The 12,451-nt window shown below is 46.7% G+C and carries 12 protein-coding genes; 4 read left to right on the plus strand and 8 right to left on the minus strand.

Annotation, left to right across the window (positions count from 1 at the left end; translation table 11 throughout):
• Together zwf and gndA are read right to left on the minus strand one after the other, a co-directional pair.
• Positions 1–1,512, minus strand: coding sequence for a glucose-6-phosphate dehydrogenase (zwf, locus tag AAHN97_RS19930; RefSeq protein ID WP_343303838.1), 1,512 nt, complete (start codon positions 1,510–1,512; stop codon positions 1–3).
• 17 nt (positions 1,513–1,529) lie between these two features.
• The gene (gndA, locus tag AAHN97_RS19935) at positions 1,530–2,945 is read right to left on the minus strand and encodes an NADP-dependent phosphogluconate dehydrogenase (RefSeq protein ID WP_343303839.1); all 1,416 of its coding nucleotides are present in this window, start codon (positions 2,943–2,945) and stop codon (positions 1,530–1,532) included.
• A gap of 122 nt (positions 2,946–3,067) precedes the next feature.
• Here gndA and AAHN97_RS19940 point away from each other — a divergent pair, with 122 nt between their 5' ends.
• Together AAHN97_RS19940 and AAHN97_RS19945 are read left to right on the plus strand one after the other, a co-directional pair.
• Positions 3,068–3,436, plus strand: a complete 369-nt coding sequence (locus AAHN97_RS19940; RefSeq protein ID WP_343303840.1) for a hypothetical protein — start codon at positions 3,068–3,070, stop codon at positions 3,434–3,436.
• A 17-nt stretch (positions 3,437–3,453) separates the two neighbouring features.
• Positions 3,454–3,903, plus strand: a complete 450-nt coding sequence (locus tag AAHN97_RS19945; RefSeq protein WP_074242489.1) for a VOC family protein — start codon at positions 3,454–3,456, stop codon at positions 3,901–3,903.
• A 230-nt stretch (positions 3,904–4,133) separates the two neighbouring features.
• Here the strand turns inward: AAHN97_RS19945 and AAHN97_RS19950 are convergent, their stop codons facing one another.
• The 4 genes from AAHN97_RS19950 to AAHN97_RS19965 all read right to left on the minus strand — a co-directional run bounded on the left by AAHN97_RS19950 (position 4,134) and on the right by AAHN97_RS19965 (position 7,586).
• A complete protein-coding gene (locus AAHN97_RS19950; RefSeq protein WP_343303841.1) occupies positions 4,134–5,489 on the minus strand; it encodes an SGNH/GDSL hydrolase family protein in 1,356 nt (451 codons plus the stop codon).
• A gap of 81 nt (positions 5,490–5,570) precedes the next feature.
• Positions 5,571–6,065, minus strand: coding sequence for a YybH family protein (locus AAHN97_RS19955; RefSeq protein ID WP_343303842.1), 495 nt, complete (start codon positions 6,063–6,065; stop codon positions 5,571–5,573).
• Positions 6,066–6,088: 23 nt separating this feature from the next.
• Positions 6,089–6,940, minus strand: coding sequence for an alpha/beta fold hydrolase (locus AAHN97_RS19960; RefSeq protein WP_343303843.1), 852 nt, complete (start codon positions 6,938–6,940; stop codon positions 6,089–6,091).
• Between the two features lie 58 nt (positions 6,941–6,998).
• A complete protein-coding gene (locus AAHN97_RS19965; RefSeq protein ID WP_343303844.1) occupies positions 6,999–7,586 on the minus strand; it encodes a TetR/AcrR family transcriptional regulator in 588 nt (195 codons plus the stop codon).
• 266 nt (positions 7,587–7,852) lie between these two features.
• On the opposite strand from AAHN97_RS19965, the gene AAHN97_RS19970 reads away from it, so the two are divergent.
• Positions 7,853–8,989 carry a glycoside hydrolase family 88/105 protein gene (locus tag AAHN97_RS19970; RefSeq protein WP_343303845.1) on the plus strand — a complete coding sequence of 379 codons (1,137 nt, stop codon included), beginning with the start codon at positions 7,853–7,855 and terminating at the stop codon, positions 8,987–8,989.
• Positions 8,990–9,290: 301 nt separating this feature from the next.
• Here AAHN97_RS19970 and AAHN97_RS19975 read toward each other — a convergent pair whose 3' ends face one another.
• A complete protein-coding gene (locus AAHN97_RS19975; RefSeq protein ID WP_343303846.1) occupies positions 9,291–10,010 on the minus strand; it encodes a DUF4198 domain-containing protein in 720 nt (239 codons plus the stop codon).
• A 348-nt stretch (positions 10,011–10,358) separates the two neighbouring features.
• Between AAHN97_RS19975 and AAHN97_RS19980 the strand changes: the two genes are divergently transcribed.
• Positions 10,359–11,453: a hypothetical protein gene (locus tag AAHN97_RS19980; RefSeq protein WP_343303847.1), complete on the plus strand. Its 1,095-nt coding sequence runs from the start codon at positions 10,359–10,361 to the stop codon at positions 11,451–11,453.
• Here the strand turns inward: AAHN97_RS19980 and AAHN97_RS19985 are convergent.
• Positions 11,447–12,406 carry a zinc-binding alcohol dehydrogenase family protein gene (locus tag AAHN97_RS19985; RefSeq protein WP_343303848.1) on the minus strand — a complete coding sequence of 320 codons (960 nt, stop codon included), beginning with the start codon at positions 12,404–12,406 and terminating at the stop codon, positions 11,447–11,449. The two genes, AAHN97_RS19980 and AAHN97_RS19985, sit on opposite strands and share 7 nt — an antisense overlap.
• Between the last annotated feature and the right edge of the window lie 45 nt (positions 12,407–12,451).

A 12,451-nucleotide genomic window follows, 5' to 3' on the forward strand; every position in this document is an offset into this window, starting at 1 on the left:
TTATTTTGCTTTTTCAGGAGGGAGATTGATCCATGAATGTCCGTCACGGGCAATCATGGCATCTGCATCTTCAGGACCCCATGAATCTGGTGCATAGTTCGGGAAGTCTTGCGGAATGCGTGTTTCCCATGTATCCAGGATAGGCATTACCACTTTCCAGGCAGCCTCTACCTGGTCTGCACGCATGAAGAGGGTAGCGTCTCCTTCCATTACATCCAGCAACAGGGTTTCGTATGCTTCCGGTGTGTGATCATCAGATCCTTCATATGTGAAGGTCATGTTCACAGGGTCCAGCGTCATTGTCTGACCAGGGCGTTTAGCCTGGAAGCGGATGCGAACATCCATTTCAGGTTGAATGCTGATGGTAAGCCTGTTGGAACGCCAGGATTCTGCTGCTTCCGAAGGGAATGCATAAGTAGGCGCTTCCTTGAATTGTATGGTAACATGTGTGGATTTCTGGTGCAGGTATTTACCTGTGCGCACGTAGAAAGGCACCCCTTCCCAACGCCAGTTATCTACAAAGAACTTCACAGCAGCATAAGTTTCTGTATTGGAACCCGGCTTCACGTTCTTTTCTTCACGATACCCGATCGCCTGTTTTCCTTTCATCCATCCGGCGCCGTACTGGCCACGTACGGCATTTTCATGCACGTCTTCCTTTTTAATAGGGCGGATGGCATTCAGCACATCTACCTTTTTATTACGGATCTCGTTCGCATCAAAAGATACCGGCGCTTCCATAGCCACCATACACATCAGTTGCAGGATGTGGTTTTGCACCATATCCCTCAGTGCTCCTGAATTCTCATAATAACCTGCACGGTCTTCCAGCCCCACACTTTCTGCTGCGGTGATCTGGATATGATCTATATAGTGACGGTTCCATACCGGCTCAAACAATGCATTGGCAAAACGCAGGGCCAGGATGTTCTGTACGGTTTCTTTTCCGAGGTAGTGGTCTATACGGAAGATCTGCTCTTCTGCAAACAGGCCGGCAAGCAGCGCATTCAGTTCATGAGCAGATTCCAGGTCGTGCCCGAAAGGTTTTTCTATTACAATGCGGGTAGTGCTTTTATCCTTGCAGAGATTGAGCGTACCCAGTTCCTGTGCAATGGATGGAACCAGTTGTGGTGCCACAGCCAGGTAGAATATTACGTTAGGATGTACACCCCACTCCTGTTCTTTCTGTTGTACATAATCTGCAATGCGCTGGTAGGATTTAACATCCCCCGCATCTAATTGCAGGTAATTCACATGCTCAAAGAATTGCTTGTAATGGCCATTCTGTTCTTCCTTACGGCGGGAGAACTTGGCGATCCCTTCTGTTAAATGACTGCGGTAATCTTCAGCGCTGTATTCTGTACGGCCAATTCCCACAATAGCAAATTGATCAGGCATCCACTCATCGAGGAACAGGTTGTACAACGCAGGTGTTAGTTTCCGGTAGTTCAGGTCGCCGCTGCCGCCGAAAATGAAAAGGATGGAAGCGGGCGGACGTTTATGTTGTTGCATAAAAAAAGTAAAAATGATTAATGATGCAGCCAGGTGGTATGGAAACTACCAGGCATATCTATACGTTGATAAGTGTGGGCGCCGAAATAATCACGCTGCGCCTGCACCAGGTTAGTAGGGAGTTTTTCGCTGCGGTAAGCATCGAAATAAGAGAGAGCCGCCATAAACCCTGCAGCCGGAGAACCGGTTTGCGTAGCCTGTACCAGTACGGCACGCATGTTATGCTCTTTGCTCTTCACCTCTTCCGCTACTGCGGTATTCAGTAAAAGGTTCGGTAATTCCGGAGCCTGTTTCAGCGCATCATAGAAAACACTCAACAGGGCAGAACGGATGATACAACCACCTCTCCATACTTTCAGCGCTTCCGGTAAAGGAATATCCATTTCCAATGCGGAAGATGCACTGTGCAGCATGGCCATCCCCTGTGCGTAACACATAATGGTGGCAAACTGCAGCGCGTCTTTCACCTGGGAGATGAAAAGACTGGTTTCGGTAGAAATGGGAATATTAGGTTCTTTGTAGATCCTGGAAGCTGCTACCCTTTCCTCTTTATAGGCAGAAATGGTACGCATGGATACAGCCGTATCAATGATAGTAGCCGGAACGGCCAGGTCCATCGCATCCTGCGAAGTCCATTTACCTGTTCCTTTAGACCCTGCTTTATCCAGGATCACATCTATCATCCGTTGACCGGACTTATCATCATTCTGTAAGAAGATGTCTGCCGTGATCTCCAGCAGGTAGGACTGCATGGGGCCACTGTTCCATTCTTTATATACTTCATGAAGCTGGTCGTTATTCAGGCCTGCTTTCTTCAGCAGCTCATAGCTTTCGCTGATCAGTTGCATAATGGCATATTCAATACCATTGTGCACCATTTTCACATAATGACCGGCGGCACCTTTTCCGAGGTAGGCCACGCAGGGTTCATTGTTCACTTTGGCGGCAATGGCTTCCAGTAAGGGTTTTACATGTGCGTAAGCCTCCTGGTCGCCTCCTGGCATAATACTGGGCCCCGTTCTGGCTCCCTGTTCTCCTCCGGAAACGCCCACTCCCATGAAATGGAATCCGGCAGCTTTCACAGAGACCACCCTGCGGAGGGTATCTGTATAATGGGAATTTCCCCCATCTATAATAATGTCTCCCGGAGAAAGCAAAGGCTTCAGGGCTTCCAGCACATCGTCAACCGGTTTACCGGCCGGAACGAGCATCATGATCTTCCGGGGACTTTGTAACTGGTTGATCATGTCTTCCAGCGTTACCACTCCTTTTACGCGGGTGCCCGCTGTGGCAGACGATTCCAGGGCCTTGCCCTTTTCAGCGTCTTTATCGAAGCCGATCACGGCGAACCCGTGATCCGCCATATTGAGCAGGAGATTACGCCCCATCACGCCCAAACCGATCATTCCAAATTCATACAAGCTATTTGCCATATAGAAATTTACTGTTGTATAGTGGGGCGAAATTAGCCAAAAATAGGCACAAAAATGTTATAGGAAAACAGGAAGAACTTGGCTACCTTACTGCTACTAATCCCATAATAATCCCAATGCAAATGAAAAAATCGACACTTTTAAGACATTACCTCCCCTGTATCTATTTTATTGCGCTCGCCGTTGCCATCCAAATTGGCGGTGCGGCTATCAATTTCCTCTCGCTTATCCTGGTGTTAATTTTCGGTACGCTCCTGTTCTTTAAATCAGAAGTGGCCAGAACGATCGTAGGCGGTATTGTACTTTTTGCGGCTATTTACTTTTCACTGGCGCTGGCGGATGAAGCCAATGATGTGGTTTCCGCGGGTAAGGATTCCACCCAACTGGTACTGGTAGGCGGATTCTTTATAGTAGTTACCCTCCTCATGTCTGTCCTCCTGATCGTTCCGTTAAATCTTCCTAAAAGAGTTCCTTTATATAACAGGAGATAAGTATCTTGTCTCCCGTTATGAAAAAAATCCTTCTTCTTGGTCTTTTCTCCTGCGCCGCACTCACTGTTGCTGCGCAAAGCAGAACACGTCCCGTGTTGAACCATATTGCCCTGTATGTGCAGGACCTGCAGAAAGCCACGGTATTTTACCGGGACCTGCTGGGGCTGGATACCATCCCCGAACCCTTTCATGATGGCAAACATACCTGGTTCGCCGTTGGGCCTGCCAGTCATTTACACCTGATCGCAGGCGCAAAAGCCAAACAGCAGGGCGACCGGAATACACATATCTGTTTCAGCGTGCCTTCTGTAGAAGCATTTATTGAACGGCTGGAAAAAGCAGGGATGGAATATATTAACTGGGCCGGGGAAAAGAAGAAACTGACGGTAAGGGTAGATGGGGTGAAACAGATCTATCTGCAGGACCCGGATGGGTATTGGGTAGAAGTGAATGATGCGACTAAATAAATTAAAATAGAACGGCCTGAATTTGCAAGGCCCTAAATAAAAAAGGGTTAGCATGAATTTGCAGACCCTTAAATAAAAAGAATCGGCCTGAATCTGCAAGGCCTTAAATAAAGACAATCGGCCTGGTATCTAATAGATACCAGGCCGAAATATTTTATAGCAACGGCTGTTTGTTTTACAGGCCTTCTCTATGAAGTTCTGCACTACTGTTTTATTCAGCAGGAGCCTGTTTACTGCTTCCTCAAAACGAACTTATGTGCTACTGTTTTATTCAGCAACGGCAGAGAATCCAGTGAGCCCTTCAGCGCCTGCATGATCTCCGCCTCCCTGGGTTTGTCTTTCAGGTACTGGATGAAATTCTTCTTCATACCATCCGTATCCGGTTTTTTCACCAATGCCGTATCAAAGTAGTTCTGCACGTTTTCCAGTTTCTCCTTACCCTTTACCACATTGAGATGGCGGTATTCCATCAGGCGAAGCAAGCGCATCTGGCTTTCCAGCTTCCAGCGTTTCTGGTACAAGGCCTGTACTTTCAGGGCCTGCTGGTATTGCGGGGAATTAGGTACCAGCGCAAGGTTCAGCCCTCTTTGCAGTTCTCCGGAAAAGTACTTCCCTATTTCCACATCATCAATCTGCAACACATAATTGCCCGGGTCCAGGTAATTGAACTGTATCATATCCCTGTTCAGGTTATCCGTAAATGGCACAAGCTCCAATGCTTTCTGCTGATCTTCCCGCACCGGGAAAGGCAGGGCCTTTTCCAATACAGTAAAAGAGATGGTGGATTTATCGCGTTTCAGGTCAGTGATCACGCAGTTGGCGCTTTTACCCTGGCTCATTTTCGTATCCTGGTCTATCACAATGTTAGCAACTACTGCCGGTGCTTTGATGGTTTTCAGGAATTCCCAGCCCATCAGCAAATGACCCACTCCGGCAGGATGTACCCTGTCCTGGCTGATCAATGTGGCCATGGAATCTGTTTGCTGCACCTGCGCGCTCAGTGTAGAAAGCATGGTCCAGTAATCTACCACCTGTAGTTTATATTTAGCAGCAAATTCTTTGATGTAACCGGCACAGGTCTTCAAAGCGTCGTTTACGCCAAAAAGATTATTGGACGCCATTTTGGAAGTCTGGTCGTAAATAGAAGGTGTTTGCATGATCACTTTCACCCCTTTGGCCAGGAAGATATTGATAATGCTGTCCAGGTTCCTTTTGTAGACCACCAGGGCTTCCTGCTGTTTTTCTTTTATGCCGGGTTCATCTCTTCTTTTGGCATCGTAGAGTGGCCTGTTCACATCGTTCATCCCTATCATGATCACGGCCCAGGTAGGATTATGGATAAAGATGTCAGCATCCATCCGGCGAAGGATCCCTGCTGTTACATCTCCTGAAATGCCGCAATTGAAGAACTCCACGCCCAGTTGCGGATAGCGCGTGTTGTAGTAGAGTTGCACGTTATGCCAGAAATCTCCGTTGTGGGTAATGCTGTTTCCAACGAAACAAACCCTGTCCCCCTTTTTGAATTGCTGTGCTGAGGTGGACAGCTGGAGGCTGAGGATAATAGAGAGAAATAATAATGAGCGCATGGTATTATTGGATGTAAGACCGAAAAGTACTCATTTTTGTGAGAAAGTAAAAGAAGATGTCTTTTTGAGGGACATAATGGTTTACTCCATCGGCGAAGCCTTCTGGAAAGTAGCCTCGCTGGCATCTTCCGGGGAATCCTGGTCCATCAGGATCTTCCATTGCCCTTTCTCTTTCCTTAACAATACCGTGAATTTGCCATAGTAACTGCGCGATGTACCATCCGCATCTGTAGCCGTACCTTTATAATAACCCACATCGTAGGCTCTGTCCCCTTTCGCCACCCTGCGGGTAAAACGGAGTTCCAGCTTTTGCGCATGCTTACGCTCTTTCATGGCTGCATTGCCTTCCCGGGTATATTTTGCATACTCCTTGTAATCCCAGATAGCATTCTCCACTACACGGGAAACATCCTTGCTGTGCACCGCAAGGAAAGCCTCCGTGTCCCCTTCATTGAATGCTTTGATAAAAGGTATCCACACTTCCTTATTAATAACACGTTGGATACTGTCCTTCTGAGCTTTCAGCGGGAGGGCAAATAGCAGGGTCAGACTGATGAATAAAAGGATACGTTGCATACCCCAAATATCGTAAGATATTTCTAATGCAGGTTCTTCTGCAGGAAGTCGTCTATCAATGAGCTGATCTCTTTATGATGATCTTCCAGTGCAAAGTGCCCTGTATCCAAAAGATGAAGTTCTACATTCTGCAGATCACGTTTGTAAGGATGTGCACCGGATGGAGGAAAGATCGCATCATTAGCTCCCCAGGTAATAAGGGTGGGCGGCTGGTATTTGCGGAAATAAGCCTGCCATTTTGGATACAGCGGAGGATTGGTTCCGTAGGATAAAAACAGTTGCAGCTGGATCTCACGGTTACCGGGCCTGTCTAACAAAGACTGGTCATGCTGCCAGTTATCAGGACTGATCTTTGTTTCATCCTGTACGCCATTTACATACTGCCAGCGGGTGGATTCAGGCAACAGCATCGTAGCCACTTCCTCCCTGTCTTTAGGGTTCTTCCAGTATTTAAAGATAGGTATCCAGAAGTCCGTCAAGCCTTCTTCATAAGCATTGCCATTTTGTACCAGCAATGCCTGTATCTTTTCAGGATTCCTTTCGGCGATACGGTAGCCAATAGGCGCCCCGTAATCCATCACATACATGCTGAACTTTTTCAGGCCAATGGCATTGACGAAATTCTCCGTGACCACAGAGAGATTGTCAAAGCTGTAGTCAAATTCCTCTACCCTGGGCATGCTGCTGTAACCAAAGCCGGGAAAGTCCGGCGCCACGAGATAATACTTGCCCTCCAGGTTCGCAATCAGGTTGCGGAACATATGGGAGGAAGTGGGAAACCCATGCAATAGCAGGATAGCAGGGTTCTTTGGATCACCGGCTTCGCGGTAAAAGATGTTCAATCCGTTTACTGTAATGTTTTTGTACTGTGTCATACTGTTGCGATTTTAATTTTATACCGATCGGTCAAATATTAGTGCTAAAAAAAGGAGATCATGCTCCTTTGAAAATTTCGAGGTTCAGTTCCACCATTTTCTCCAGGTCTTTTTTCCCATAGATCCTGCGGGAGATACTGATACCGTTCCACATATTCATCAGGTATTTGGCTAAAGTTTCCGGTGGGATATTTCCTTTGAGATAACCTTCCTTTATACCCTTCTTCATATAAACCAGATAGATGGCTTCCACCTCCAGCATCTTCTGACGGGCTATTGCAGCCATTTCTTCATCCATGCCGCTCATCTCGCTCAGTATCTTTATAAAGAAACAACCCTTCTGATGTTCCATAGGATCTGCAGGGCGTGTTACATCCCGGTACATTTCCTTCACTGCATCAACGGGGTTTTTATGTTTGTCGAAAGTAGCTTTGATACGGACAGCGCTTTTTTTGGAGAACTCATCAAACACCTGGCGGAACAATTCCCGTTTGTTGCCAAAAGTATTGTACATGCTGCCTTTATTAATACCCATGGCCTGCAGGAGATCTTCCGTGGAAGCAGATTCATAGCCCTTCACCCAGAACACTTCTGTTGCATCCGCAAGGGCCGATCTTTCATCAAATTCTTTATTTCTACCTGACATAATAAGTCAAAGGTAGCATTTTATACCAATCGGTCAAATATTCTTTTAAAAAGAAATGCGCACTCGGGGGAAGTACGCATTTACTTAAGGGGGATTGGAATCAACAAACAAACAGTTATTTTTTGACTAGCGATGTAAAGATAATATCACGCTTTGGTAAAATACCACGTATTACCCCTGATCTTGCATTTCACGTAGTTTTACGCATGAAAAATCTAGGTTTTGCGCAATCGTTTGCATAATTTAGAAGCCTCTTAATTCACGATATGAAAACAGCAACTTTCTCTTTCTGGCTGGCAGCGTCCAGCTTATTGATCAGCACAGCCGGCATGGCACAAAAAGATGGAGACCTGACCAACTTTCCTAAAGGGGCTACACCGCAGGAGATTGGCAAAAGGGTGGCAGACCGTTTTATTGCCTCACCACATCCCAACTTCGGCAGACCGGTTCCGCCCAAAGTGATCACCTATCCTGAAACATGTGCCTGGTATGGTGCGCTTACTTTCGCAAAAGTGACTGGCGATAAAACCATGGCCAAACAACTGGCTGATCGCTTTGAACCTTTGTTCGGTGCGCAGGATACATTGATCCCTGTTCCGGACCATGTGGATTATACCGTTTTTGGTGCCGTTCCCCTGGAACTTTACCAGCAAACAAAAGATGCCCGTTATCTTAAACTGGGCAAAGGCATTGCGGATAAACAGTGGGGGCCGCCGGAAGGTAAAAGGGTAATACCTGCTTCCCACGAATTCTATAAAAGAGGGTATACCTGGCAGACCAGGCTGTGGATTGATGATATGTTCATGATCACTACAGTACAGTCGCAGGCAACCCGCGCTACGGGAGATCGTTCTTATATTGATAAAGCAGCGAATGAAATGATCCTTTACCTGGATTCCCTGCAAAAACCGAACGGGCTTTTCTATCATGCTCCCAATGCTCCTTTCTTCTGGGGCCGTGGTAATGGATGGATGGCTGCAGGGATGAGTGAATTATTACGTTCTGTTCCGAAAGACAATCCAAACCGCCCGCGTATTATGGCGGCTTATAAAAACATGATGGCTTCTCTGCTGAAGTACCAGGCGGAAGATGGCATGTGGCGGCAATTGATTGATGATCCTACCTCCTGGCCGGAAACATCCTGCACAGGTATGTTCACTTTTGCCATGATCACAGGTGTGAAAGAAGGATGGCTGGATAAGAAAACATATGGCCCCGCTGCACGTAAAGCATGGCTGAAACTGATCACTTACATCGATGCGAATGCTGATATCAGTGAAGTGTGCGAAGGTACCAACATGAAAAATGATCATCAATATTACCTGGACAGGAAACGCCTGGTGGGTGATATGCACGGCCAGGCACCCGTTCTTTGGTGTGCAACGGCATTGTTGCGGAAATAGTTTTAAAAGGCCTCCTGGTATATGGTGCCCCCAAAAGTTTAGACACTTTTGGGGGCACTACAGTAACCGGGAGGCCTTTTTCTTTTGCAGAAATAAAAAAATGAAAGCGGGCTTTCCTCCTGATAAAAAAATGCCGCCGCCGATCTGCTTTCTTCTTCAAAGAAAAGATCCCGCAGGCCAGCCTTTCCTCAAAATAAAAAACCTCCGCCCTCTGCTGCGCGGCAAAAACTCCGCCTCAAAACAAAAGATCCCCCGCCGATTCACATCAACGAGGGATAATGGGGTCTATTGCTTTAGTTGGTTATTTCGTTACTTCAATGCAGTAAGTAGCACAACGCCAAACTTTCTGAAAAGCCTTACCATGATGTTCACCGGCTTTCTCATCTGTTACAGCTACTTCTACAAAATAGCGGCCAGGCCAGATGGGTGTAAATTTAGCAGAACCGGTACTGTCTGTCCATAATTTCTTACCCCAGCCATTTGGTGCAAACACTTCCACTTCTTTATCACCGGCAGGTGACTTATCCAACAGCGCTTGCAGGGTGATGCTTTCATTCACTTTATAAGTGCCTTTTGCAATAGAATAAATGCTGATGGGATTTTTGTTCGCAGTAGCATCACCGCCTGTATTACTTTTACCTACCACTACAGCTGCACTGGAATGATAATCCAGCCTGCTGCCATTATACACATCTTTCACAGAGTGTTGCAACAGCACAGTGTATACACCATCACTTTCAGGCGTAAAAACTGCTTTATAGTGATCGGAACCTGGTGCAGAGGTCAGTTTGATCTCTTTTTTATCTGGCGTGATCAGCGTAAGCGTATAGGATTTGGTGTCTGACCACCATTTATCCACAGGAGAAATATCTTTGTCTGCATACTCACCCCAGAAAACACGTACTTCCTGTGGCTGTCCTTTTTTACCGGTAGGGCTTGTTTCAATCCAAAGGGCGTGGCCAAATACCTGGGAGCAGGCCAGGGTAAACAAGGTGATCATTGAGAAAAGTCGTACATTCATATAACCAGTGTTTTAGTTCAATTCACCGCAAAAGTAATCCTACCGGAGGGCGGCCACTAATCAATTCGGAAATTCCATTTACGCAATACGGAAAAATCAGGCCTGTCTGGTATTATATTACCTGCCCGTCCAAAAATCAATCCTATAAGATCACCGTATCATTACCGTATCTATCCTCTAAGCTACCTCAAAAGTTAATATGCTATCAGCCCCGAAAGGGCATGAGAATTGCAGATAATACTGCTGAAGGGGTCAAACTGCCCCCTAAAAAGGTAAATATTGCATAATTTAGTGATCCTGTACGTTAATATCCATTGGTAACTCTCTAACATTTAGAAATAATCATACATGAAACGGTTTTTATTATTCCTTGCTACGATCTTACCGCTGGTCTCAAATGCCCAGAAACTCACAGAATCGGCTGTTGAAGATATTTCCACCAAAATGGCCACCCAGTTCCTGAAGCTCAACGACCCCGCCCTGGTATTTGTAACCGAGCAAATGAACAGAAGCGGTTCCGGTGGCCTGGAGATCGACAAAACCATGCAGGAATTAAAGAAAGATCCCGCCGCCCTGGATGCGGCCCTCAAATACCTGTTCCAGTTCAGTGACTGTAACCGCCAGACCCTCATCGCAAATTTAAGGGCCATGAACCTGCAATCCGGGAACGTGTTCCCCGTAGCTACATATGTGGTGAATAAATACAAAGGTGAAACCAAAGCCCTGGTGGAAGAAAAAGCAGAACTGATCAAGATAGGTGCTATTCCGAAAGTGATCTCCGTAATGGTGGCTCCTCCTGCCAATCAGCAGGCAGTAACCACAGCTACGGTAAATCTCCCTCCGGGCAGTACAGTACCTGCCGCCGCTCCTGTTACAGATCAGCCACAGGCCGCCCTTAGCGGAAACCCGGCAGCCGGACCTGCTGATACCCGCAACTGGGATGTACGCGTGATCTTCCAGATCACCACACCGGACCAGTTACAGCAGATCTATGGCAAAGAGAATATGGAACTCAGGGAAGTAAATGACCTGGACGGCAACTCAGCCGGCAAAGCCTGGGTGATCTATCCGGATACAGACGATGAAATGGAAGTGATCTTCAATGGCGATTCCTCCAAAACCATTATGTTCGGCAAAGAACGCTCTAAATGGAAACCTCCCTTCGGCATCAAACCCGGGGACCCCATTGAAAAAGTAACGAAGGTGAACACCCGCCCCTTTAAAGTAAATGGTTTCGAATGGACCAATGGCGGTATTGCTGATAGCTGGCAGGGTGGCGCACTGGATAAAAAAGGGGTAGAAATCCTTTTCCGTGCTGTGAACACCGGCGATCCTAAATTATATGATCAGTTCACCGGGGAAAAGAAATTCAGCTCAGATAATTCAGGTTTAAAAAGATTAGGTGTGATCGTAGAGAAAGTAGTGTTCACTACTTATCAATAATCTACCATTACTTTAATACTGTCTGAAGGAAAATTTTCCATCAAAGTTTTCAGTTCAGAAAAATGAACCCGGTGTGTAATAAAGCGCACCGGGTTTATTGTTTTGTTCCTTATTGCCTGGGTGACCTGTTCAAAATCTTCGCGGGTAGCATTCCTGCTGCTCATAATAGTGCCTTCCCGTTTATGCAGTTCAGGATGGGAAAAAGAAAGCACCTCTTTCTGCAAACCTACCAATACATAACGCCCGCCATGTGCCAGGTACTGCAATCCACTATTGATGGCTGCCAGGTTTCCGGTAGCATCTATCACTGCGTCTGCTACTATCCCCTGCGGATCGCTGGTAACATTTACACCTAAATGCTCTGCACAAAAGGCCAGTCGTTCTTTATTCAGATCAAAAACAGTTACGGCTGCACCGGCCATTTTTGCGAAGGCTACTAATCCTAAACCTATCGGCCCTGCTCCCATCACTAATACGGATTCCCCGGGTTCGATAGCTGCACGTCTTATACCATGCGCACCTATGGCAAGTGGCTCTGCAAGCGCCAGTTCATCTGCGCTCAGGCCATTGCTTTTTATAAGAGAGGCAGTTGGAACGGAAAGATAATCTACCATGCCACCATCCACATGCACACCGCAAACTTTCATCTGTACACAGCAGTTTGTTTTTCCTCGAAGGCAGGCATTACATTGGCCGCAATGAAAATAAGGGATGAAGGTGACCATCTCCCCTTTTACGAAACCTTCCACATCTTCCGTTAGTTCCCCTGCCAGCTCATGGCCCAGGATCCGTGGATAGCTGAAATAGGGCTGATTTCCTTTGAAAGCATGAAAATCTGTTCCGCAAATACCCGTTCTGCGGATGCGGATAATAACATGGTCCTTCTTCATTTCCGGGCCTTCAATATCCTGGTATTCCAGGAGTCCCGGTGCGCTGCAGATCAATGCTCTCATGTGAGTATATTACAAAAATGGAGAAAATTGAATTTTCCCGCTAAC

It is taken from the genome of Chitinophaga niabensis (assembly GCF_039545795.1).
In the GTDB taxonomy this organism is placed as follows: Bacteria; Bacteroidota; Bacteroidia; order Chitinophagales; family Chitinophagaceae; genus Chitinophaga; species Chitinophaga niabensis_B.